Source organism: Janthinobacterium sp. SUN211 (assembly GCF_030587315.1).
GTDB classification, from domain to species: domain Bacteria; phylum Pseudomonadota; class Gammaproteobacteria; order Burkholderiales; family Burkholderiaceae_D; genus Janthinobacterium; species Janthinobacterium kumbetense.
This window is the reverse complement of record NZ_JAPWIC010000010.1, coordinates 220958-243212: the sequence shown is the minus strand read 5'-3', so window position 1 is coordinate 243212 and position 22255 is coordinate 220958. Positions and strand designations below refer to the sequence as shown.

The following is a 22255-nucleotide window of genomic DNA, read 5'->3' as shown; positions in this document are numbered from 1 at the left end:
TTTTTCATGATGACTAAAAGGGTGAATGCCAGGATCAGTCCCATAGCTGCACAAGATCAGCTGCGGCCACCTGGCCTGTGCTGGGCGCCGGCTCGGGCAGGGTGACGACCAGGCCGGCCGGCAGCACGGCGCCGTGGCGCGCCAGCGCGGGATTCATTTCCAGGGTGTGCTCGACGTATCCCGCGCCGTCGCCCAGGTAGCGCCACACCAGGGCGTCTACTGTGTCGTGCTGCTGCGTGCGCACCTGCATCAGATCAGTTCCACGGTGAGGTGCGTGCGGCCGACGATATCGGCGATGGCCCATTGCGCGTTGCGCCGCTGCGCGCCTGGGGCGTCGTCGAGCCATTCCATGCTTTTCTTGTCGCTGACGGACGTGGCCGTGCTGTCGTAGTCGCGGTAACGCTCGATCAGGTCGGCCTTCGCCGTGCTGTAGACGGCGCGCCGGTACTGCGCCAGCAGGCGGGATTCGCGGTTGATGCGCGTGGCCGACACGTCCACCAGGGCGGTGATACCTGCGGCGGCGTGCTTGCCCTGCCAGTCGGCTAGCTCGCGGTTGACCTGCAGGATGGCATCGACCACGGCTTGCACCAGGCGGGCGTCGGTGACGGTGCCATCCAGGCGCATGGCGTCGCGCATATCGGTGAGCAGGATGTCGGGAAACCAGCCGTCGTTCTCGATGACGCCAGGGGCAGGCGCTGGCGGCGCCGGGGTGCTGGGCGGGATTGACGGGGGCAGGGCCATGAAGGACATACGGGGCGCTTTCAAAATGGGGCGGTGGACGGGGTTCATCAGGTCAGCATCGTTGCCAATGCGTTGGACAGAATCCCCCCGTGCCGCCGTGCTGCGGGGGATGCTCTTTACGTGGAACCGGCCGCGCGCTTGATGCGCCGCTCAAGCCGTTCCATATCTTTCTTGACGCCGCATGACTCGGATAGAGCGCGGGCACGCGTCAACTGGGCCATGGCCGTTTCCGCCTGCGCCACCAGCGCCGGGGCGATGTCCGTGTCGTCGGCCTTGTCCAGCACGGCGATCATGGCCAGGCCGATGGCCTTGTGCAGCTTGGCGCGCGCCTGGTCGGGCGCGTCGCTGGCGGCCGTCAGCTGTTCCACCTGGCCCAGCACCTGCGCGGCATGCTGCGGATCGGCGGCCAGCTTGCCGTGCAAGTAGCCTTCGGCGAACTCGTCCAGCATCAGGGTGGCGATGTCGCGGCTGTAGCCATCGGGCAGGGTGAACTTGTGCGCCAAAGCGTATTCGGCCATGACCAGGGCGCGCGCATACTCGCCCGTGTCGATGTGCCACACCAGCAAGGTGGCGAAGACGTCATCCTGGGCGCCCTTGCCGCCGGCCAGCACGCCGTCGATCCATTGCGCATACTCAGGCAGCAAGATGGCCTTGACCTCAATCTTGCGCTCGACCGACTGAATGCCTTTCAGGCGGCGCCGGTCGTCGGACAGCTTGTAGAGCATCAGGTCGTAGGCCGTGCCGGTGGTCACGCCCTGCGGCGCGGCGGCGCCGGCCGTGCGCTCGGCCAGCATGCGCGCGCGGTGGCGCAGGGCGGGGGACTGGTTGGCCATTATTTGTCTTTCAGCTCGATGTTTTCCACCAGCGCGGCCAGGCCCAGGTCTTCGATCACGTAGGCGTCATTCGACGATTCGTAGTTTTCGATGCGGTCGCGCTTGGGCACATCCTCGACGCGGCGGCGGCGCGCACCTTCCTGGAAGTAGATCGACAGATTGTCGAAGCGGGTAATCAGGATGGCATTGTCCGGGAAGTAGGGCACGCGCGCGGCCGGCAAGCCGCCGATGCGCTTCTGGCTGATGATGATGTCGGCCGCCAGGGTTTCCGTGGGCGCCTGCTTGGTGTTGACCAATGGAAAATACTTGTCGTTCAACAGCTTGCGTCCGACGATGGCCACCAGGTTGGTGTCTTCCTGATACCACGGGTCCAGCAGGTTGACAGCATCCGTGACGGCCGCGTCGAGGTTGGCATAGTCGGCGCCGTCCACGTCGCCGATGATGACCTTGCCCGGCATGCCGTTGGCCACCAGGCCCAGCACGCGCTCGGGCGCCAGCTCGCGCAGGTGCTGCAGCCAGCCTTTATTCACGTCCTGCAGCAGCGGGTTGGCGTCCAGATCGGTGTCGGCCATGGCTTTCATGCCATTGAAGCCGATGACGATCCGGTCCAGTGCCTGGCGCGTCAAGATGGCATTGGCCACGCGCGATTGAAAATCGGGGAACTTGGCCCAGGCGTCCAGCTTGGCATAGTTCAAATGCGTGTCGAAGTTGGTTTGCTCGCAGCGGTACTTGGTGCTGTCCAGGGTGGACAGGTCGCGCGTCTTGCGTTCTTTGTCCTTGGTGTTGGTGCGGCCGGCAATCGGGCCGGACACGCCCAGGCCCAGTTTTTCGCCTTCCTGCTCGCCCACGCCGATGATGTTGACTTTCGACAGGAACTCGCTCGATTCCTGCATCTTGTTTTCCAGCTTTTGCTGCACGCTGGGCGTGACGCTGAAGGTCTTGGCCACGTTGTCCGTGTCGTTCAGTTGGCCCAGGCGGGTTTCATACTGGCCAAAGACCTGGCGCGTTTGCTTTTTCATGGTTCGGTGCTCCGTTGTTGAATGGGGGGTAGGTGGATGGCGCGGGCGTTTAAAACTCGGTTTGCACGGCGCCGTCGTTGCCGGTGGCGGCCGGGCGGCGCGGGCCGTTGCCGGGCGCCTCGTCCATCTGCGTCTTGAAGCTGGCCAGCTCTTCCTGCGTGGCCTTCAAGGCTGTTTCGGTTTTTTCCAGGCGGGTCACGGCGTCCGCGTAGTTGTCGTTGGCGGTGACGACGTGGCCGGCCAGCGCCTGTACCGCTTCGCTGATGTCGGCGAACTGCGCGGCGTCGCTGCCGGATTTATTCGAAAAGCGCGACAGCAGGTTTTTCACGGCATCGGCCAGCTTGATGCCCTGTGGCTCGTCAAATTCCAGCGTCACCTCGACGGCGGACGTAAACAGATTGGTGCTTTGCAGCTTGCGGCTGGCGGAGAATTGCAGCGCTTCGGTGCCCAGGCTGGCCGGGCTGTCGGTGACGCCCAGGCCGACCAGGTAGGGTTGTGCAGAGTCGGCAAAATCGGGCTGGATTTCCAGGCTGGTGTACAGCTTTTGTTTCGCCTTGTTGATGGCCACCAGTTCCGGCGTGGGTTCGATCTGTGCGAACAGGGCCAGTTTCTTGCCGTTGTCGGTGTCGACTTCCTCGGCCTTGACGGCGATCACGTCGCCGTAAGCCTTGAACTGGCTGTCGGGCAGGATGCCGCGAATGTGTTCCAGCCAGATGCGCGCGCCGTAGGTTTTCGGGTTGTAGGTGGCGGCGATCTGCTCGATGGTGGCGCGGTCGATGTTGCGGCCGTCCGTGGTGGCGCCTTCGGTGGCGACGCGGAAAAATTTCGATTTGGACATGGTGGGCGTTCTCGGTTGATCGGATAACGCCATGGTCAACGTCTTGGCGCCGCGATTCAATGCGGTGCGGGTTGCTATGGGCCATAGCGACTTTTGCCTTCCCCCGTTCCGCGCGCGCGCGGCCTACGCTGGCGGCATGCTGACAATCGAGAAAACAAGCGAACAAACCGTCGATGAAATCATCGGCGAACTGGCCGTGCCCGAATCCGAGCCACGACGCGCCGCGCGCGCCCTGTACTGGAAGGGCTGGCGCATTTCGTCCATCGCCCGCCACCTGGGGATCAAGCGCAGCACCATCAATAGCTGGAAAGAGCGCGACGAATGGGATAAGGCGCAGGCCATCGAGCACGTCGAGGCAGCGGCCGAGCTGCGCCTGGTGAAACTGATCGAAAAGGAGGTCAAGAGCGGCAGCGACTACAAGGAAATTGATCTGCTGATGCGCGCTGTCGTGCAGGCGGCGCGCGTGCGCCGCTATGAGCAACCGGGCGGCAACGAGGTCGATCTCAACCCCAAGCTGGCGAACCGCAATGCCGGGCCGAAGAAGAAGCCGACGCGCAACGATTTCAGCGAAGAACAGAGAATCCAGCTGCTCGACGCCTTCCAGGATTCGCTGTTCGACTATCAAAAAGTGTGGTTCCGCAACGGCGACCAGCGCACGCGCGCCATCCTTAAGTCGCGCCAGATCGGCGCCACCTGGTACTTTGCCCGTGAGGCGCTGGCCGACGCCATGGCGACGGGCCGCAACCAGATTTTCCTGTCCGCGTCGAAGTCGCAAGCCCACGTCTTCAAGCAATACATCGTGCAATTCGCGCGCGAGGCGGCCGGCATCGAATTGACGGGTGACCCCATCGTGCTGCCGAACGGTGCGCACCTGTATTTCCTGGGCACCAACGCGCGCACGGCGCAGGGCTACCACGGCAATTTCTACTTCGATGAATTCTTCTGGACGCAGAATTTCCAGGAGTTGAACAAGGTGGCCTCGGGCATGGCCATTCACAAGAAATGGCGCAAGACGTATTTTTCCACGCCATCCTCGACCACGCACCAGGCTTACCCGTTCTGGACGGGCGAGCTGTTCAACAAGCGCCGCGCCAAGGCGGATCAGGTGAACATCGATGTGAGCCATGGCCGCCTCTCGTCGGGCTACACGGGAGAGGACAAGATCTGGCGCCAGATCGTCACCATCCTGGATGCAGAGCGCGGCGGCTGCAACCTGTTCGACATCGACGAGCTGCGCAACTTCGAATACAGCCCGGACCAGTTCGACAATCTGCTGATGTGCAACTTCATCGACGACTCGGCCTCGGTCTTCCCGCTGGCCGAGCTGCAGCGCTGCATGGTCGATTCCTGGGTCGAATGGGATGACTACAAGCCCTTGCTGGGCCTGCGCCCGTTCGGCAACCGGCCCGTGTGGATCGGTTACGACCCGGCCTTGAACGGCGACAGCGCCGGCTGCGTCGTGCTGGCACCGCCCATGACGGCCGGCGGCAAGTTCCGCATCCTGGAGCGCCACCAGTGGCGCGGCCAGGACTTCAAGGACCACGCCGAGGCCATCCGCCAGATGACCCAGCGCTACAACGTCGAATACATCGGCATCGATACCACGGGCATGGGCATCGGCGTGTTTCCCATCGTGCGCCAGTTCTTCCCGGCCGCCACGGCGATCAACTACTCGCCCGAAGTCAAAACCCGCATGGTCTTGAAGGCCAAGAACATCATCAGTAAAGCCCGGCTGGAGTTTGACGCCGGCTGGACGGACATCGCGCAGTCCTTCATGGCGATCCGCAAGACCCTCACCCCCAGCGGGCGCAACGTCACCTACGTGGCGGGGCGCACCGATGAAACCGGCCACGCCGACCTGGCGTGGGCCTGCATGCACGCCCTCGATCACGAGCCCTTCGAAGGTACGACCGACAACCACCAATCATTCATGGAGATTTATTCTTGAGAAAAGCACGACACTTGCGCGCGCGCGGCCAGCAGGCCAAAGGCGCGCCATCACCAGCGGCCACGGCGCCGGCCGCCGCCGGCATCGAGGCGTTTTCCTTCGGCGACCCCACGCCCGTGCTCGAGCACGCCGACATTCTCGACTGCTTCGAATGCTGGAAGAACGGCCACTGGTATGAGCCGCCCATCAACCTGGCCGGCCTGGCCAAGTCATTCAATGCCGGCGTGCATCACTCAAGCGCCATTCACTTCAAGGCCAACGTGCTGGCGTCCACCCTGGTGCCCAGCAAGTATTTGTCGCGCGATGCATTTAAACGCCTGGCGCTCGACTTCCTCACCTTCGGCAACTGCTACCTGGAAGACAGGCCCAGCCGCAGCGGGCGTCCGTTGAGCTATGCGCATGCGCTGGCCAAGTACATGCGGCGCGGCGTCGATTGGGACACGTATTTCTTTGTCACCAATCACGGCACGGCGCACCAGTTCGACAAGGGCCGCGTCTTTCACTTGATGGAACCGGACGTGAACCAGGAGCTGTACGGCGTGCCGCAGTACCTGAGTGCCTTGCAATCGGCCTGGCTCAACGAGGCGGCAACCTTGTTCCGTCGCAAGTATTACAAGAACGGCTCGCATGCCGGTTTCGTTTTCTACATGACGGACGCCGCGGCGAACACGCAGGACGTGGACAACCTGCGGCAGGCCATGCGCGACAGCAAGGGGCCGGGCAACTTCCGCAACCTGTTCATGTACGCGCCGAACGGCAAGAAGGACGGTATCCAGATTTTGCCGGTGTCGGACGTGGCCGCCAAGGATGAGTTTTTCAATATCAAGAGCGTCACGCGCGACGACCAACTGGCCGCGCACCGCGTGCCGCCCCAGCTCATGGGCATCCTGCCGAACAATGCAGGCGGCTTCGGCGCCGTTGAACCGGCCGCGCGCGTCTTCGCGCGCAATGAGCTGGTGCCGCTGCAGTCGCAGTTCATGGCGATTAACGAATGGGCCGGCGTGGAAGTGGTGAAGTTCGCCCCGTATGAGCTGGCCAAGGCGGAGGGCACGGCATGAGTGACCACGTCGACAACACGGACAAGATCATCTTCGCCGAGGTGGCGCGCGGCTTGGCCGCCGTGCGCCGCCGCCCTGGCCTTGTGGCGGACGGCTGCTGTCACTACTGCGACGAGGCGCTGGCGCCAGAGCTGTTGTTCTGCGATGCCGATTGCCGCGACGACTACGAGAAGGAGCAGGCGGCCAAGGCGCGCGCCGGCCGCGCAGGATGACCACCACGCCACGATAGCTGGCAGGGCGGGGCAGTAATAGCCCAGCCGCGCCATAGCGCCCCAGCCATCCCACAGGCCGCCCCCGAGGCGGCTTTTTCACGTCCTGATGATTGATGTTGCTCTAGATGCAAGAAAAAAGCCCATTTCGGCCCGGCGCGCGCAGTTGTCCCCCCTCCACACCTGCCCGCTAGTTAGGGGTCTTTTGACTCAAATGTGTGCCATGGCCGAAGGCGCATGAGGACTGGCGCGGCGGGGCGAAGAGGGGGGCATGCGATTTGACGCATTTTGACGCAGTTTTTCGCCAATTTGAGTTTGTGCGCGGAATGTTCTCTCGTTTGTGGCCAGATTGTCCTGCAACCCAATTTTTACAAAAATGTGGACTGTTCGACATCCATTCGAGATTGTGAGGTGGCAGTGTTGTTTTTAACTTTTTTACATCTTCTTTGTTACGATGTGTGAGTATTTGGAGCGCTATTTGGCGCACAATCTTTTCCACATGTAAATGGGAGTTATTCCATGGCCGATTCAAATAGCTTGCCGGCGCGGATGATGGGCTCGGGCTTCAAGCGTTTTTCCTTGCTGCCGCTGGCGATCACATTTGTTGTCGTGGTTTGTATGTCACTTCTTGCAACTCAGCTCTGGATGGCATGGCGTGCAAGAGAAGTGCAGCTAAGCGAGGCCGCCCAGGCAAGTGCTAATCTGGCGCAGTCGGTAGCCCAGCATGCCTATGACACGATCAAAGAAACTGATACCGCATTGATTGGGTTGGTAGAGCGTATAGAGAAGGATGGAATCTCTGACCTTGAACTGACCCGTATTCATGACCTGCTGGTTAGGCGCGTGGCGGAGCTACCCCAGTTGCATGGAGTGTTCGTTTATGCCAAAGATGGTAGCTGGCTGGTCAATTCTCAGAAAGTGTTGTTAAAGAATTTGAATAATGCTGATCGAGAGTATTTTAAGTACCATAAAAATAATACCGAACGTGGCCCGTATATCGGTCCGCCTGTACGCAGCAAGTCGACTGGCGATTGGATTATTACTGTATCGCGTCGCATTAATCTTCCTGATGGAAGTTTCGGCGGTGTTGCCCTTGCTACAATTGATATGAAATATTTCAAAGTATTTTATGATAAATTTTCGATAGGCGAGAGAGGAGCAATTTTTATCGCAAGTGGGAAAGGCATACTTTTATTGAGAAGGCCATTTGATGAAAAAATGCTTGGGCAAGATATATCGCAGTTCCCATTATTTAAGGATTATCTTTCAAAAGGGCCGATAGGCACGGCATCCATAAAATCGAGATTGGACGGGGTTACACGCATCAATAGCTATAGAAGGGTTGAGGAATATCCTTTGGCCGTCTCCGCTGCATTGTCGCAAGATGAAGTGTTGGCGAGTTGGCGCAGTGATGTTTATCTTCAGTTTTTGGTTGGCGGGATTTTGGTATTGCTCATTTCCTACCTTGGTTATCGTATGGCGAAGCAAATAAATCTGCGATCAAAGACTGAGCAAAAGTTAATGTTGGCTGGAATTGAGTTGGAACTGATTAATGAAACTTTGTCTCGGCTTGCTAATCAGGATGGGTTGACGGGACTAGCAAATCGGCGTCATTTTGACGATTCGTTAATGGGGGAATTTAATCGTGCTCAGCGTGGGGAAAGCTCGCTTGGATTAATTATGATCGATGTTGATTTCTTTAAAAGATACAACGATATTTATGGTCATGTGGCCGGCGATGAGTGTTTAAGAAAAATTGGCAAGGTGCTGGCTTATAGTATGCGCCGACCAGGGGATCTTGCGGCCCGCTATGGCGGTGAGGAGATGGTCGTGTTACTGCCCGGAACTGATCTCGCCGGCACATTGGCCGTTGCCGAGAGTATTCGTGGCGCTGTTCAATCGATGGAAATTTCACATACTGGAAATCCGCTTGGGGTTGTTACGGTCAGTATTGGTGTGGAGGCATTTTCTCCGATTCATTTAGAAAATGAGCCTATTGAACTGGTCGAGGCCGCCGATAAAGCATTATACAAAGCAAAAGAAGCAGGGAGAAATCAGGTTTGTTATGCGTTTTCTTGCCGGAGGAGCGCGACAAGTGAGAGTCTTTCGGCCTTTAGTCGATAGCTTTACTTTTTGACTTTGATAGAAGTGCGGGAGTCCACATCGATCATGATGGACGACATCAATTTTTACACCGGTGTTGGGTTGCTCAGAAGTAATGGTTTTTGGCTGTGTCCTCTACCAGTGCACCCAGGATGCTTGTAAGTACGCCGCTCTGTATCAGCTCCTTAGCATAGGCTGAAGCCTCGACTCTTATAGCCTGAATTGATTTTAGCGCGCCTGGCGTTTCGATACACCCTGTTGGGGCACGGACGACGCCGTCGTCACCTCGCTGAGAAACCCAAATTCGACCTCGATAACGCCCATCCACCAGGAGGACGGTCGTGATGAGGAAGGCATAGTCATTGGGGTGATACTTATTGTTGAAGTGCATAGCGCTGACTCCATCTCTTAAAGTCAGTCTCTCACGGAGATGTTGATCTTGGTTCAGCTTTGACAAGGATTTGACTTAAATCAACAAGATTCCATTTCAAATGGCAACATGGAGTGTTGTTGAGCAGTATCCATGTATAGGAGTATGTTAAGACTTTTTTGTACAGATGTTTTCGTGTAGGTAGTTTGGTAGGTACCGGTGTTGTGCGGCACGTAGAAGCTGCATAAAGCCTAGTTATTCGCATTACACCGCTTCCGCCAGGAAATAAAGAAACCGCCTTCGGGCGGTTTTTTATTGCCTGTCGGAAGCGAGCAGGGCGCCTTCGCGCCCTGCGTGTGAGATTCGAAGGGCTAGGCCTACCGGCCCAGCCCGCCCCGAATCCTCCACCTGCTGCCGCTGCGCGGCAGCCCCGCGCGCCAAGGGCGCGCGTTTGTGGTTCTAATTAGGTCTTCAACTGAGCCAGCTTCCTCAGCACCCAATGCATCAGTCCGTGTCCGAATAGCAGACCTGACCCTCTTGCCCCGACGACCAACTGGCCGCGCACCGCGTGCCGCCGCAGCTAATGGGCATCCTGCCGAACAATGCCGGCGGCTTCGGCGCCGTGGATCCGGCCGCGCGCGTCTTCGCGCGCAACGAGCTGGTGCCGCTGCAGGCACAGTTCATGGCGATCAACGAGTGGGCCGGCGTGGAGGTGTTGCGCTTCGCCCCGTATGACCTGGCCACGAGCGGGGAGGGCGCGGCATGAGCGACCACATCGACAACACCGACAAGATCATCTTTGTGGAGGTGGCGCGGGGCTTGGCTGCCTTGCGTCGCCGGCCCGCGCTGGTGGTACATGGCTGCTGCCATTACTGCGACGAGCCGCTGGCGCCCGCGCTGCTATTCTGCGATGCGGACTGCCGCGACGACTACGACAAGGAGCAGGCGGCCAAGGCACGCGCCGGCCGCCCAGGATGAGCGCTACGCCGCGATAGCTGGCGGGGCAGGGCCGCGACAGCCCAGCCGCGCCGGAGAGTCCTAGCCACTCCACAGGCCGCCCATGAGGCGGCTTTTTCACGTTCCGACGAAAGATGTTGCGTCAGAAGCAAGACCCCCCCCGTTTCGGCCCGGCGCGCGCAGTTGTCCCCCCCTCCACACCTGCCCGCTAGTTAGGGCTCTTTTGACTCAAATGTGCGCCATGGCCGAAGGCGCATGAGGACTGGCGTGTCGGGGCGAAGAGGGGGAGTGCGATTTGACGCATTTTGACGCACTTTGAGCAGTTTTTCGTGCGGTGCGGCGTTCGAGTAGATATCGGCTTTAACGCGCTGAATCATTGAGCTCCGATTCGCGAGCCAGTTCTATGAGTTTTGAATCGTGCTTATCAGGCATATTTAAAAAGTATGCTATAAATGCAACTTATCGCGTGGCGGCATCCCATACAGGAGCATCATTTGAACAGACCCCTCATCGTCTTGGGCGACAAGACCAGTCACGGCGGCACAGTCATCAGCGCCGATCTCACCGTCGATATCAACGGCAAGTATGTCGCGCGCGTGGGTGACATGACAGTGTGTCCCAAGTGTAAGGGGGCTTTCGCCATCAAGTCCGGTCCGAGCGACCTGGTGGATGGCAGCGGCAACGGCTATGCGCGTCACATGGATATGACCGCTTGCGGTGCGAAACTGATTTCCGGCCAAATAACCACGAGCTGGTCGGACGAATCGTCAATGGGCGACCCGGCAGCCGAAGACAAGATCGCAGCTCTGGAGGCCACGCCTCAGATCGCGGCCGTCACATCGTCGGGCATCTGTCTTGATTGCCTGCTCAAGGCTGCCCACGTTGGCAGTCCCGTGGTGATCCGCGAATGACGATGCTTGACGTCAGAATTCGGTGGGAACAGCGACGCGACGCGATGCCCGAGCTACACTTATACGCCTTGGTGGATGGTGCTCAGTACCAAACCCAACGCAACAAGCGGCTACTGGCCGGCACCGGACTTTTTCCCCTATTCAGAGGCACCCCGGACGCTGCGCTCAGGCATGCCGGGCCTTGGCTGGTCGATGTGGCCAGCGTGGCGGAGTCTTTTGTCGAAGAGCTGACTGCGCTTGAGCGCGATACTCCTTCTCTGTCTTGGCTGATTTCGCCACAAGACTTGGATGGACTCGCGCAACTGTTGCAACTGAGGCTGGAGGTGCGCCTGCCGGATGGCCGTAGCGCCTTGCTGCGTTTTTGGGACCCACGCGTCTTGGCCAACCTTGCTCAGACGCTCGATGCCGGGCAGCGGGAGGAATTTTTCAGCCATATTTACGAGTGGCACCTGCTGCACAACGGGCAGCGTGTTTGGGTCGGGAGGCAACATGCTGACGCTCACTGAGGAACAGTGGCAGGCCCTGCAGCAAGGCGAAGCCCGCCAGTTCGTCTCAATGGTATGCGATGAGTTCCTTGCTAACCGGCCTGACATGCTTGTACAGCCCGGCCGGGAGGCCGTTCTGGCACGTATGCAGAATGCGCATGACTATGCTGCCCGTGTGGGTTTCACCAGTACACCGCACATTATGCGATTGATGTACCTGTCTGCTGATGCCGTACGCATTCATGATGACCCGTTGGTCAATGACTATCTATGTAAACGCGGCGCGACTCCGGAGCAGCGCCTAGATGAAATCGATGCAATTATGCGCAACAAATTACAGGGAATGAACTGATGCCAGCAATTTTCATTCCTGTCGTCATTCCTGTCGTTGAGGCCGTTGCAGTGCGTGTACTGGCTGCACTCGGTGTCGGCCTCGCCGCCGGCGCTGCGGGCGAAGCGGCGCTTGAGCAGGCACGCAAACGCCAGGAAGAGGCCGATAAGGCTAAATCAGGCGCGATTGCGCGCACGGAGGCCACAACGAAAGAAAAAGAAAAGTGCAAAGAGTGCCCGCCGGACCGTGGTGCTCTTATGCCTGTCAATCACCACATGTCGCAAAACTCGATGGAGTATCAGGCCAGAATAACGGGATTTCCTACAGGCATGGAATGGTTATTTGAAGGAAAAGACTTCGACGGCTTTAAATCTGGCATGTGCTTGTTACAAGAGGCAAAAGCAGAATACGATCAGTTTTTTAATAGAGAAGGTGAGTTTTTATACCCCTTTCAAGAAAAAATTTTCGTTGACATGGGGAAACAGGCCCTGGCCCAATCAATAATCGTAGACAGAAACAAACCGGCCGCATTAACGTATTACTTCCAAACCGCGATGGCTTGCAGATATATGAAGCCAAAGTTACTCAGTTTGGGAATATCCGTCCTTCACATTCCATAATATTATGACCATAATAAAAGCCGCATTCAAAAAACTGACACCCGGCACATCGTTAGCCTTCCGGTCCAATGTCGAACAGATTGGGCCTATCGTCCGATTTCTGCAAAAAACTGATCCCCTGGGAAAACAGTGGTTCCTGATGGGGGATACCGAAGAGGAGTCGCTTCGATACCCAGCTTTCGACGCCCTGGGAGAACTCACCCCTGCAGCCGAGGCGGTACTCGAAACAGAGTTTAAAGGCGACAATATTCGTTATTTTGCTGCATGGAATGGAGAACTTAAGCAAGGCGATGGAGCGACTATTACTTTTCAGTTTCACGATGAGGACTGGCCTGCCTGGAGCCTTGAGATTAATTATCAAGGCGAAGGTATTCAACGTCTTGGGGGGCTTGATGGCGTGATAGAGCTTCTCTCAATGATTGCCGGTAGTCTTCAACCTAGCATCATCAATGTCGCACGCTATCAGTATTTTGAGAAGCAGGTATTCCAGGATCGGCCTGGCGTAGGCTGGATGCTCTACCTTCCGCGCGTGCTGGCGGTCCAGCAAGTGCCAGAGGCCCGCGCGCTTGTGCCTGTGATGATCACGGACGAGAAGGATAACGATAAACAAATCGGCACCATCATTGTCAGTGTCACCGACGTGCCGTTCTCGGACGAGAACCCTGAGCACGTTAAGATAGCCAACGCCATCGAAATCCGTTTGGTCGATCAAGACTTACTACTTCCTTTCGCGGACCACTAAGCGCTGGCTGTACAGACCACACTTGCACAAAAAACGTTTCCGCATCGTCCGTGTGGGACGGTGAAAACAGTGCGTTGCAAGGTGGTGGAAAAACATTGCGTGCGGAACAAAATTACGCGTAAGCATTTGAACTGTATGAAGTATTTTGAAGACTTGAAAACTGGCGACGGGTTAAACTGTTCGTGAGTTCGAATCTCACCGCTTCCGCCAGGAAATAAAGAAACCGCCTTCGGGCGGTTTTTTATTGCCTGTCGGAAGCGAGCAGGGCGCCTTCGCGCCCTGCATGTGAGATTCGAAGGGCTGGGTCTACCGGCCCAGCCCGCCCCGAATCCTCCACCTGCTGCCGCTGCGCGGCAGCTCCGCGCGCCAAGGGTGCGCGTTCGGGGTTCTAACTAGGTCTTCAACTGAGCCAGCTTCTACAGCGCCCCACGCATCAGTCCGTGTCTGAATGGCAGACCTGACCCTCAGCCCGCGTGATTACCGCATGCCATTTGAACAGGTCGGCATCAAGCATGGCTGCACGCGCAATGTACATGATTTCATCAGGTTTCAGCCATAACTATCAAGAGGACGGTACAATTAATAATCAGGTGCAGAATTTATTGTAACGTTTTAGTTTTTGAGAAATATCTATTTTTTCAATTAAATAGGGTGTTATATGGTGAAAAAGACGGTAGAAGATAGTATTTCGGAATGGTTACTAAAGACGGGTTTTCCTTTGGAAATGGAGGCTGCGCAGGCATTTCGAGAGGCTGGATTTGAAGTTAGGCAGTCGAGCGTGCAACTTGACCCTCAGGAGGGCAAGGCAAGAGAAATTGATATCCTTGCAGAAGACCCTGATTGGATCGGTATTATTGAGATTTCCTGTGTTGTGGAATGTAAGGCATCTAAAAACCCATGGGTGGTTTTTACGTCGGATGCCGCGTTGCAGAATTATAATAGGCTTTTCGCATTTGGAATTACCTCATCCGAGGCGCGCGAAGCAATTTTAAAAAATAATAGTTACTCTCGTGGGCTGAAGGATGTTATGCAGCGTCCTAGTAATAAAGCCGGATACGCTTTTAGGCAAGCATTCGCAGATAAGGCAATTGATACGGCTTATTCAGCTGCTATTGCATCACTTAAGGCTTGTCATGTAATAACAAAAGATCGTAAAGAAAGAGAGTGGCCAAGTCTAAGATTTGCCTTTCCAATAATAGTTGTTGATGCGCCACTTTTTGAATGTCAAATGAGGGAGGATGGGGAGTTGATAATGACACAGGTGGAGCAAAGCGACTTCTTATTTTCATCTTATTTCCCGGATAGCGTTGGCTGTTGTATTAAAGTTGTTACTAAGTCAGAGCTTAAAAAGGTGGCTATTTATTATAAAAATATGGCAAATTCTATACGTGCTGAATTTAAGGGGATTGAGGATGAAGTTTTGGGGCGTAAAATATAAGATGAGTTTTAAATATATTTTCAATTTCTTTTTTTATACGCTTGTGTCGTATATGGATTTTCGGCTGAGCCAGATTCTACGACATCCAACGCATCAGTCTGTGTCGAAATGGCAGACATGAAACTCGCCTCGTTACATGTAATTTTTATATTTCATGCCGGATATATTAAAAAATGGAGTAGGTTTATTTATGAGACTTTATTACATGACGAGTTATGAAGTTGCTACAAAATTTATTTTGCCGGAACGCCGAATGAGATTGGCGAGGTTTGATACTTTGAATGATCCTTTTGAACTTTTTAGCTTCAATATGACTGATCCTGATGTAAGATATGTTATGAAGTTTCTCCGCGATCATTGGGTGGAAAAGATCGGAATAATTTGTATGGGGAAACACTGGCGGAGTCCTCTTATGTGGGCACATTATGCAGAAAATCATACTGGGGTTTGTCTTGGGTTTGATGTTCCGGACGGTATGGCGCGAGAGATTCACTACTCAAATGACCGCGAAAAAATTATTTTGGATATGGCAAAAGAGTTGCGTGGTATTGATGAAAAAATTCTTGAGAAAGCCATTAGCACAAAATATTCTCAATGGTCATATGAAGAAGAGTGGCGTTTATTCAGTAATTTGACGGAAAAAGATCCTGTTAATGGGTGTTATTATTTGCCATTTGGCCCAATGATTTCATTGCGTGAGGTGATTGTAGGAGCACGATGCAAGGCGCCAGTTGGTTCATTTAGAAAAATAATCGGCAAGACAAAAAATATGATAACGGTCACTAAAGCGCGTGCCGCCTTCGATACCTTCACTATGGTTAGGCAAAAAAAAGTTACGGCTATAACAATTCATGCTTTGAAGAATAATTAACTTCACAGTGTTTTATAAGTATTTTTTTCAGAATTGTAAATTTAATATGTGAAAATTTTTCACATCGTTATTGAATAAATTTGATAAAATGCGTTTTTACTTCACGAATAATTTTTCCTTAAAAAGAAATTTATGCTAATTTTTGATGGGCTTAGAAAGTGATCTTAACCTGATGATCAGCGAACGGCTGAGCGAACGAGGATGTAAACCAACAGCCGATGTTACTGATGATGTTATATTTTAGATGCTATGCACATATACTGAGCGCGCAGTTATTCCACTCAAATATAAGATTGAGGCATCACGGTAATTAAAGACTAATCCACAGTATCCGCTGCTTGCGTCAGTTACTCAAGAAATTACGCGACGCTTAGAGTCCGGTGATGTAGTTGCCCCTTACTTATTCAAACTGGCATCGGTGCCGAATCGGACCGCTGACAACTTGCTGAACTACTGGGGCATACATCATCTGCACCTAAATAGCATAAAAACCGTTGGGGCCGACGGAAAAGTGCAAAGAGCGGATTATTTGCTATTTTTCCGCTTCGAAGATGAGGTAGCATATTTAATCGACATACGGCCACATCGCTTATCTAATTGGTCTGATTTAAGCTTGCTAGAAATCATGGATGCGAACTGACCACATCTTCATGCACCTCTCAACATCGCGGTTCCAAAACTGAATATTGAAGAAATAAAAGCGCTGCGAAAGTGCAATACAAACCACCTTGTTGAAGTCAACGGTCGCGTACTTTCGCCACGAATTGGAATGATGATAAATGGTGTTTCGATTGATGTGTTTTTCCAGCACCGCCAACTACGAGATCAGCTCAAAATGGTTGAGGCGGATGTGTGACAGGATTACTACAAATTCTTTGGATTAAGCGCGAATTGGTTCGTACATGTTGTGCTTATCGAACTAAATGATGGCGAATTCACTATCAAAGAAGTCCATAGCGGACTGACTGCGCAAGTTTCGAGGAGATTTTAGTCTTGACGGACCTTAAACACGTGCCATCTCTTTCCTACATCTCTAGGGTGAAAGTGTGCTGATCCAGATTGTTTTTCTATCGAGCATAGCATGTAGGTAGATTTGTAGGTGCGATTGATTTATTGCCTCTGTAATCCGCATGGAATAAAAGTATTCGCATTACACCGCTCCGCCTGGCAATAAAAAACCGCCCGAAGGCGGTTTCTTTATTTCCCGGTGGAAGCGAGCAGGGCGCCTTCGCGCCCCGAATCCCCCTATTTTTGTGACCCTAATGCACGCTCTTCATCAACACCAGCACGAGGAACACGCAAAACACGATGTTGGCCACTACCAGCAGCATGCAAGTGCGCCACAGCGCGCCCCATTTGCCCAGGTTGTAGGTGCCGCGTAGCTGCAGAAACATGTGCAGGGGCGGCGCCACGCACACCAGCAATCCGATCAGCCAGCCCTGGTTGAGTATCGATAGCGGTATCAGCACGGTCAACAGCAAGGACATGAAGCACAGCGAGTACAGCACGAACACCGCATGCTCGTACATGGTCACGCCAGGCTTCCAGAAAAACATCAGCCACATGAAGGGCAGCGAGATCGGGATCAGCAGGAACGAGAACTTGTAGATCGTGTTCTTGAGCTTGTAAAACGCCAATTCGGGATTCTCTGCGGCGTGATGAAAGCTTTTTTCCAGCTCAGGAAAGGTGGCGTCGGGATTGGGCGGGCTGGACGCGATCCTGGAGATAGTCTTGTCGAACCAACCGGGCTCTCTCAGCTCAATTGCCTCCTCACTGTTCACTTTTTCGGGCGATGCGACGTACAGCAGGCGTTGCTCGGCTTCGTGTTGCAGCTTGCGCGAAACGGCCAGCGCCTTCTCGACACCAGCGACCCCGGTATTGGCCTTGCGGGCTTCCTCCAGCGCCTGCTCATTGCGCTCGACGCGGAGCTTGGCAGACGCGGCGTGGTTGGTCAGCGAGGCGATATTGGCGTCGCGGCTGAGAAGCTGGCCGCTGCCGAACGAGGTGACGAAGAAGGTCAGGAAGACCATGAACAGGAACAGCGCCAGCGGGGAAACATAGTTCTTGCGCTGGCCGTCGATGTAGCGGCGCGTCAGGCGGCCCGGAAAGGCCACCAGCAGCGGGAGCGTCTTTCAAGCCTTGGCGTCGAAGTGCAGGATGCCGTGCACGACTTCTTTGGCCAGGTGCAGCAGCGAATGGTGGATGTGCGCCGGCTGGCCGCAGGCCTGGCAAAACGCGCCGCCCAGCGGCGCCTGGCAGTTGGCGCAGTTCGCCAAGGGCGCGGCACTGGCCGGCTGCGGCGTTTGATCGCCCGCGATCTCGCTGGCCGTCACATCTGCCATCGTCAGGGCGCCGGCCGCTTTCTGGTCACTCATCGTGCATCTCCCACCAGGAAAATGGCTGATTGTGCAACAAGGCGCCTGTATGTTCAAGTAAATACTGGCAAAAACGGCAATCCGTTCGACCAGCCCGGTGCGTGCTAAAAAAACGACGTTTTTCTTCCGCTTGTCCGCCGAAAACGCAGTTTGTCGCAAGCCGCTGGTTCTTTGCCGTCATCCTCTTTATCTTCCTTACTGAGCTGGCGCGAACGGTCGCGCTGCCGAGCCACTTTCAACGGGATATCCATATGTCGAAACTTTACTCGCGTCGCCTCGCCTCACCGCTGCTGCTGACACTGCTTTTGGTGCTGCAAGCTCCCGCCAGCCATGCTGACTCCGCCGCCACCAGCACGGTTGCTCCTGCAAGCGTCACTGGGGCCAGCGAAGAAGTGGCGCTGGCCGCACGTATCGACAGCGAGATCGCGCCCCTGTTCAAGGCAAACGAGCCTGGCGCCACTGTCATTGTCACGCAGGCTGGCCTTACCGTGTTTCGCAAGGCGTATGGCATGGCCGACGTGGCCAAGGGCCTGCCCATGACCCCGGACACCGTGATGCGCATCGCTTCAATCAGCAAACAGTTCACCGCCACCGGCATCCTGATGCTGGCGGATGAAGGCAAGCTGGCTTTGGGCGACGACATCCAGAAGTTCCTTCCAGACTACCCCAGCGGAGGCAAGCGCATTACGATCGAGCATCTGCTGACGCATACCTCGGGCATCGCAAACTTTACCAACAAGCCGACCTTTGAGGCGGGAATGAATACGGATCAGACGGTGAGTCAGATGATAGACAGCTTCAAGAACGATGCGCTCCAGTTCGAGCCAGGCACGCGCTATGCGTACAGTAATTCAGGTTACTTCTTGCTGGGTGCAATTATTGAGAAGGTATCAGGCCTGTCGTATGCCAAATTCGTCGAGCAGCGCATCTTCGTGCCGCTCGGTATGCTCGACAGCGCGTACGAAGGCCATGAGCGTGGCAGTGCGATGCGCGCCAAGGGCTATACGCGCAGCAGTGCCGGCTCCGCCTTCGAACCAGGCAAGGCGGTCAGCATGACGCTGCCGTACGCGGCCGGAGCGCTCGTGTCCACAGTGGACGACCTGGCGCGCTGGGATGCCGCCGTCAGCGCCGGCACACTGCTTAAGCCTTCCAGCCAGCAGAAAGCGTTTACCGCCCATGTCCTGGCCGATGGCAAAAGTGTTCCCTATGGCTACGGATGGAGCGTGCGCAAGATGCGCGGCATGCCAATGCAGTCACATGGCGGCGGCATTCCCGGCTTTTCCACCTACGCATTGCGTCTGCCCGAGAAACAGCTGTATGTGGCGGTGCTGACCAATGCTGACAGGGGCCTCCCGGGGGCCGAAATGATTGCGGTGAAGGCGGCGACTATCGCAGTTGGCAATGGTTTTCCCGAGTAATTCGAGGGGGACGCACACGTGCCGCCAACCGGCGCTGCAGAGGCAGGCGGTCACCCGGTGTCAGCGATCCTTTTGCCACCGCCGCCTGCAACGCCTCCGCAAGCTGCAAAAAACGTGGCCCATTATTCCCGGCCAGGCGCGGCAAGCAGATAGTCAGGTTTCAATCTTGTATGGTTTGCAACTGGGACATTTTGTCTCAATGTATGGATATTGTTTTAAAGTAGTATGTGTCAGAACCTGCAGCAACACCATCCTTGCATGGCCGTCGCTGACGTTTTCACCTCGCTCATCCGCATTCGGCAAATCACGGCGCTCGGTGCTCTTGATATTTCATAGCTGGCTATAATGAAAGAGTCACGCAGGATGCCCTGGGGGATGGTTTGAACCGTAGTTGCGGAAGCAGCGTTTTGGGGAAGTGCTCCTCACGATAGACAGTATCAAGTAATAAAACCTGGAAATACTCAAAATGATGGATTGGACCCCTATAGTCTTCGTTACGTTCAAGGCTCTCGTGCTTTGCACGGGCATGTTCTTCGCCATCAAGTGGCATTACGATCAAGGGAAGAAGGGGAAAGAGCAAGAGGCGCGCGCGGTGCTGCGCGCGGGCGGCAAGGTGGCCGCACTCTTCGTGCTCACGCTCCTGGGCTTGGGGCTCGTCACCTTCTTCGTCGTCAAGATGGTCGGTCTGGAGATGATCTGGCCCTGATGGCCAAGAATAGTCTGCCGATATCCGGTGATGCGGCAGCAATTCCCCGCTGCGCGGCAGCCCCGCGCGCACGGAGCTTTCTGAATCATGTGCGCCTTGTCTTTTTGGAAATACTGTGTAAAAATACAGTGTCAACTTTCAAAAAGGACTCCTCATGATCAAAGGCAGTTGCTGCTGTGGCTCGGTAAAGTTTGAATTGGCATCCCCTCCGGCAATGATGGGCATGTGTCACTGTTCCCGTTGTCGGAAGGCTGGAGCGAGCGCCTTGGCCTTCGTTGATAAAAATTCATTTACCTTGCTGGCGGGACGGGAATTCATTCAACGCTATGAGCCGGAGCCTCCGTTTACATATGCAAGAACTTTTTGCAAAAAATGCGGAACTTCTTTAGGGGAAATTGGCTCAGAGAATGATTCATTTCCAATCTCAGTCAATTGCCTGGATGATGACCCTGAGGCAAGAATACAATTCCATGTGCATGTTGGCTCCAAGCCTGCATGGTATGAGATTTGTGATAGTGCAAAACAGTTTCAGGAAAGTCCGACATAATAAGAAAAGCCAGTCATTTGACTGGCTTTTTTATCGCATGTTGTCAGGTCAGGTGCGGGAGGATTGCTTTTATTCGTCCATGGCCCAATTGCCTTGATATCTATTTCGTGGCTTGCTTTTCAATTGAGCCGGCATCCACGACGTCCAACGCCGTTGTCCATGCGCCAATGGCGGAACTGGCCCTCGCGCCCATTCGACCTTGGCTTCCCAAGCGATCATTTATGCGCGATGCCCCCTTTAACGGCTAACTGGCACGAACACTTCCCATTTATGCTGTATCGCGGGATTGACGGTCTTGGCGCAACTCACGGCAACATTGAATCCAGACAGGCCGTGGCTTTGCGGAACCCATGCGGCACGCAAAGGCGCTGCGCATTTGGTAACCAGAATCTTCCGGTTCGGCTGCATGACTTGCCATCTTGTTCCATTTTTGAGATTTTCTGCTGCAATAAACTTGACGGCAGCATCCCTTATCTCAAACAAGCCATGTATGTCGCCTCGTGTCCGATCCTCGTCTATTGTGGTCGCGAGTGCCGGTGAAATACCGGCAACAAGAAAAAAAGAAACGACAAGGGGGGCGTACATGCGTTCTTTCAATTGTGAGGGTAGCAATATATTTACATCCTTGCCAAGTCTATCCGATATTGGATAGGAAGGGGTATCGCCAGGCATGTGCGCATTGGCGAATTTTCAGCGTGACACAGTCAGGCTTCTTCGCCCCGTCGATAGGTGAATTGTTGACGGCTAACCCCCTGGGTGACAAAGTCCGCATCCGGCGGTATCGTTTCCCAGAAAAATTCCCGCTGAAAGATCGGGATCTTGTTGAATTTTCGGGAACGGAATATCCATCTGTTTTTCGTGAAATCGCTGTAGCGGTCGCCTTTGAACTGCTTGTGTACAGTTGTGAAAGGAAGCAAATTTTCGGCGATATCCGGGAAAGCCAGGCTCGGGTTGTCGTCCTTGAATTTCTCAAAAATGCCAAATTGATCTCTGCAGATGACTTGAATGGCAGTCTCTGGAAAACGATGGCGTGGAGACCATAGGACGTTCCAGCCTGATTCTATTTCATTGATGAAATTTGCCAGGTGCGGCGACATAATATAGGCGTCCGACTCGATGTGGATGATTTTATCGACGCCTAATTCATTTGCCACATTGATGGAGTGGAGAAAGCTCCGCCACCAGCCAGGATAATCAATCCCGCTTTGTCGCCCCAGATTGTTATCGAAGCGAATGATGAGATTTTTCTCGTCATTTGAAATCAGCGTATCTTTATGGGAAACCGTCTTGATGATTTCGGCAGGTGGAAGAAATGGCGAACCATCGTCAATCATTATTTTTTTTATTGCATTGATTGGTATGTTTTCGTAGTAGTCGAGCCACCGTTGATACCGGCTTTCCCAGGATGGCGCATCTTTTATGAAACTGGTGCAGAATATAATGGCTTTCATTGGCTAAGCACATTCCTTGTATCTGAAAAATCCGGGTTATTTACGGGTTTATTTATTGAAATTTGCATATATTTTAACAGGTCGGAGGCGCTTGAATCAACGTACGGCATACCGGCGAGGGAGTTGGCGGCCACCCGGTGGCATCATGGCTTCTGGCGCGCTCCGGCGCCGTCACGCCATGAACCGGCAGATCCCGCTGCCTCCGCCCGCTTGGGGCGTATCGTCAACAGGCCTGGATGACCGCTGGTTATACTATTGCATACAAGAGGTTTCTTCCCGTGCCC

24 protein-coding genes and 1 pseudogene are annotated in these 22255 nt (G+C 54.9%); 16 read left to right on the top strand and 9 right to left on the bottom strand.

Features of this window, described 5'->3' with window-relative positions:
• Positions 1 to 34: 34 nt before the first annotated feature.
• The 5 genes from O3301_RS26630 to O3301_RS26610 form a co-directional block, all read right to left on the bottom strand.
• Complete coding sequence (locus O3301_RS26630; RefSeq protein WP_034778648.1) at positions 35 to 250, bottom strand: tail protein X; 216 nt, start codon at positions 248 to 250, stop codon at positions 35 to 37.
• Positions 250 to 750 (bottom strand): head completion/stabilization protein, encoded by a 501-nt coding sequence (locus O3301_RS26625; protein WP_305057941.1) that lies wholly within the window; start codon positions 748 to 750, stop codon positions 250 to 252. The genes O3301_RS26630 and O3301_RS26625 overlap by 1 nt, the downstream gene beginning before the upstream one ends.
• A gap of 107 nt (positions 751 to 857) precedes the next feature.
• Positions 858 to 1574, bottom strand: a complete 717-nt coding sequence (gpM, locus tag O3301_RS26620) for a phage terminase small subunit (protein WP_305057940.1) — start codon at positions 1572 to 1574, stop codon at positions 858 to 860.
• On the bottom strand, positions 1574 to 2593 hold the full coding sequence (locus O3301_RS26615) for a phage major capsid protein, P2 family (RefSeq protein ID WP_305057939.1): 1020 nt from the start codon (positions 2591 to 2593) through the stop codon (positions 1574 to 1576). The genes gpM and O3301_RS26615 overlap by 1 nt, the downstream gene beginning before the upstream one ends.
• 49 nt (positions 2594 to 2642) lie before the next feature.
• A complete protein-coding gene (locus O3301_RS26610; protein ID WP_305057938.1) occupies positions 2643 to 3431 on the bottom strand; it encodes a GPO family capsid scaffolding protein in 789 nt (262 codons plus the stop codon).
• Between the two features lie 136 nt (positions 3432 to 3567).
• On the opposite strand from O3301_RS26610, the gene O3301_RS26605 reads away from it, so the two are divergent.
• The 13 genes and pseudogenes from O3301_RS26605 (at position 3568) to O3301_RS26545 (ending at position 15474) form a co-directional block, all read left to right on the top strand.
• Entirely contained in the window at positions 3568 to 5379 is a 1812-nt protein-coding gene (locus O3301_RS26605) for a terminase ATPase subunit family protein (RefSeq protein ID WP_305057937.1), read from the top strand.
• Between the two features lie 14 nt (positions 5380 to 5393).
• The gene (locus O3301_RS26600) at positions 5394 to 6437 is read left to right on the top strand and encodes a phage portal protein (protein WP_305057956.1); all 1044 of its coding nucleotides are present in this window, start codon (positions 5394 to 5396) and stop codon (positions 6435 to 6437) included.
• Positions 6434 to 6649: a hypothetical protein gene (locus O3301_RS26595; protein WP_305057936.1), complete on the top strand. Its 216-nt coding sequence runs from the start codon at positions 6434 to 6436 to the stop codon at positions 6647 to 6649. The genes O3301_RS26600 and O3301_RS26595 overlap by 4 nt, the downstream gene beginning before the upstream one ends.
• Before the next feature lie 516 nt (positions 6650 to 7165).
• Complete coding sequence (locus O3301_RS26590) at positions 7166 to 8770, top strand: sensor domain-containing diguanylate cyclase (protein WP_305057935.1); 1605 nt, start codon at positions 7166 to 7168, stop codon at positions 8768 to 8770.
• 893 nt (positions 8771 to 9663) lie between these two features.
• A pseudogene (locus O3301_RS26585) lies at positions 9664 to 9885 on the top strand (capsid portal protein); the annotation flags it as partial.
• On the top strand, positions 9882 to 10097 hold the full coding sequence (locus tag O3301_RS26580; RefSeq protein ID WP_305057934.1) for a hypothetical protein: 216 nt from the start codon (positions 9882 to 9884) through the stop codon (positions 10095 to 10097). The pseudogene O3301_RS26585 and the gene O3301_RS26580, both read left to right, overlap by 4 nt.
• A 473-nt stretch (positions 10098 to 10570) precedes the next feature.
• Positions 10571 to 10987, top strand: a complete 417-nt coding sequence (locus tag O3301_RS26575; RefSeq protein ID WP_099668180.1) for a PAAR domain-containing protein — start codon at positions 10571 to 10573, stop codon at positions 10985 to 10987.
• Positions 10984 to 11493 carry a DUF4123 domain-containing protein gene (locus O3301_RS26570; RefSeq protein ID WP_099664948.1) on the top strand — a complete coding sequence of 170 codons (510 nt, stop codon included), beginning with the start codon at positions 10984 to 10986 and terminating at the stop codon, positions 11491 to 11493. The genes O3301_RS26575 and O3301_RS26570 overlap by 4 nt, the downstream gene beginning before the upstream one ends.
• On the top strand, positions 11477 to 11824 hold the full coding sequence (locus O3301_RS26565; RefSeq protein ID WP_305053530.1) for a hypothetical protein: 348 nt from the start codon (positions 11477 to 11479) through the stop codon (positions 11822 to 11824). Before O3301_RS26570 ends, O3301_RS26565 begins: the two co-directional genes overlap by 17 nt.
• Entirely contained in the window at positions 11824 to 12423 is a 600-nt protein-coding gene (locus O3301_RS26560; RefSeq protein ID WP_305057933.1) for a Tox-REase-5 domain-containing protein, read from the top strand. The genes O3301_RS26565 and O3301_RS26560 overlap by 1 nt, the downstream gene beginning before the upstream one ends.
• A 4-nt stretch (positions 12424 to 12427) precedes the next feature.
• A complete protein-coding gene (locus O3301_RS26555) occupies positions 12428 to 13165 on the top strand; it encodes an immunity 52 family protein (RefSeq protein WP_305057932.1) in 738 nt (245 codons plus the stop codon).
• 658 nt (positions 13166 to 13823) lie between these two features.
• Positions 13824 to 14603 carry a hypothetical protein gene (locus O3301_RS26550; protein ID WP_305057931.1) on the top strand — a complete coding sequence of 260 codons (780 nt, stop codon included), beginning with the start codon at positions 13824 to 13826 and terminating at the stop codon, positions 14601 to 14603.
• 205 nt (positions 14604 to 14808) lie between these two features.
• Positions 14809 to 15474, top strand: coding sequence for a DUF2971 domain-containing protein (locus O3301_RS26545; RefSeq protein ID WP_305057930.1), 666 nt, complete (start codon positions 14809 to 14811; stop codon positions 15472 to 15474).
• Between the two features lie 1259 nt (positions 15475 to 16733).
• Here the strand turns inward: O3301_RS26545 and O3301_RS26540 are convergent.
• Both O3301_RS26540 and O3301_RS26535 read right to left on the bottom strand, forming a co-directional pair.
• Entirely contained in the window at positions 16734 to 17594 is an 861-nt protein-coding gene (locus O3301_RS26540) for a DUF3667 domain-containing protein (protein WP_305057955.1), read from the bottom strand.
• A 12-nt stretch (positions 17595 to 17606) separates the two neighbouring features.
• Positions 17607 to 17849 carry a hypothetical protein gene (locus O3301_RS26535; protein ID WP_305057929.1) on the bottom strand — a complete coding sequence of 81 codons (243 nt, stop codon included), beginning with the start codon at positions 17847 to 17849 and terminating at the stop codon, positions 17607 to 17609.
• Between the two features lie 101 nt (positions 17850 to 17950).
• Here O3301_RS26535 and O3301_RS26530 point away from each other — a divergent pair, with 101 nt between their 5' ends.
• The 3 genes from O3301_RS26530 (at position 17951) to O3301_RS26520 (ending at position 20520) form a co-directional block, all read left to right on the top strand.
• A complete protein-coding gene (locus O3301_RS26530) occupies positions 17951 to 19267 on the top strand; it encodes a serine hydrolase (protein ID WP_305057928.1) in 1317 nt (438 codons plus the stop codon).
• Positions 19268 to 19733: 466 nt separating this feature from the next.
• Positions 19734 to 19973 (top strand): hypothetical protein, encoded by a 240-nt coding sequence (locus tag O3301_RS26525; RefSeq protein ID WP_077401383.1) that lies wholly within the window; start codon positions 19734 to 19736, stop codon positions 19971 to 19973.
• 154 nt (positions 19974 to 20127) lie between these two features.
• A complete protein-coding gene (locus tag O3301_RS26520; protein WP_099664941.1) occupies positions 20128 to 20520 on the top strand; it encodes a GFA family protein in 393 nt (130 codons plus the stop codon).
• A gap of 237 nt (positions 20521 to 20757) precedes the next feature.
• Here O3301_RS26520 and O3301_RS26515 read toward each other — a convergent pair whose 3' ends face one another.
• Entirely contained in the window at positions 20758 to 21192 is a 435-nt protein-coding gene (locus O3301_RS26515; protein ID WP_305057927.1) for a hypothetical protein, read from the bottom strand.
• A gap of 32 nt (positions 21193 to 21224) precedes the next feature.
• Positions 21225 to 21971 carry a hypothetical protein gene (locus tag O3301_RS26510; protein ID WP_289912065.1) on the bottom strand — a complete coding sequence of 249 codons (747 nt, stop codon included), beginning with the start codon at positions 21969 to 21971 and terminating at the stop codon, positions 21225 to 21227.
• Positions 21972 to 22255: the final 284 nt, after the last annotated feature.

Coding starts and splice junctions, on each gene's coding strand:
- O3301_RS26630 (WP_034778648.1), bottom strand. CDS start 250: ATGCAGGTGCGCACGCAGCAGCACGACACAGTAGACGCCCTGGTGTGG.
- O3301_RS26625 (WP_305057941.1), bottom strand. CDS start 750: ATGTCCTTCATGGCCCTGCCCCCGTCAATCCCGCCCAGCACCCCGGCG.
- gpM (WP_305057940.1), bottom strand. CDS start 1,574: ATGGCCAACCAGTCCCCCGCCCTGCGCCACCGCGCGCGCATGCTGGCC.
- O3301_RS26615 (WP_305057939.1), bottom strand. CDS start 2,593: ATGAAAAAGCAAACGCGCCAGGTCTTTGGCCAGTATGAAACCCGCCTG.
- O3301_RS26610 (WP_305057938.1), bottom strand. CDS start 3,431: ATGTCCAAATCGAAATTTTTCCGCGTCGCCACCGAAGGCGCCACCACG.
- O3301_RS26605 (WP_305057937.1), top strand. CDS start 3,568: ATGCTGACAATCGAGAAAACAAGCGAACAAACCGTCGATGAAATCATC.
- O3301_RS26595 (WP_305057936.1), top strand. CDS start 6,434: ATGAGTGACCACGTCGACAACACGGACAAGATCATCTTCGCCGAGGTG.
- O3301_RS26590 (WP_305057935.1), top strand. CDS start 7,166: ATGGCCGATTCAAATAGCTTGCCGGCGCGGATGATGGGCTCGGGCTTC.
- O3301_RS26580 (WP_305057934.1), top strand. CDS start 9,882: ATGAGCGACCACATCGACAACACCGACAAGATCATCTTTGTGGAGGTG.
- O3301_RS26570 (WP_099664948.1), top strand. CDS start 10,984: ATGACGATGCTTGACGTCAGAATTCGGTGGGAACAGCGACGCGACGCG.
- O3301_RS26565 (WP_305053530.1), top strand. CDS start 11,477: ATGCTGACGCTCACTGAGGAACAGTGGCAGGCCCTGCAGCAAGGCGAA.
- O3301_RS26560 (WP_305057933.1), top strand. CDS start 11,824: ATGCCAGCAATTTTCATTCCTGTCGTCATTCCTGTCGTTGAGGCCGTT.
- O3301_RS26555 (WP_305057932.1), top strand. CDS start 12,428: ATGACCATAATAAAAGCCGCATTCAAAAAACTGACACCCGGCACATCG.
- O3301_RS26550 (WP_305057931.1), top strand. CDS start 13,824: ATGGTGAAAAAGACGGTAGAAGATAGTATTTCGGAATGGTTACTAAAG.
- O3301_RS26545 (WP_305057930.1), top strand. CDS start 14,809: ATGACGAGTTATGAAGTTGCTACAAAATTTATTTTGCCGGAACGCCGA.
- O3301_RS26535 (WP_305057929.1), bottom strand. CDS start 17,849: ATGAGTGACCAGAAAGCGGCCGGCGCCCTGACGATGGCAGATGTGACG.
- O3301_RS26525 (WP_077401383.1), top strand. CDS start 19,734: ATGATGGATTGGACCCCTATAGTCTTCGTTACGTTCAAGGCTCTCGTG.
- O3301_RS26520 (WP_099664941.1), top strand. CDS start 20,128: ATGATCAAAGGCAGTTGCTGCTGTGGCTCGGTAAAGTTTGAATTGGCA.
- O3301_RS26515 (WP_305057927.1), bottom strand. CDS start 21,192: ATGCCTGGCGATACCCCTTCCTATCCAATATCGGATAGACTTGGCAAG.
- O3301_RS26510 (WP_289912065.1), bottom strand. CDS start 21,971: ATGAAAGCCATTATATTCTGCACCAGTTTCATAAAAGATGCGCCATCC.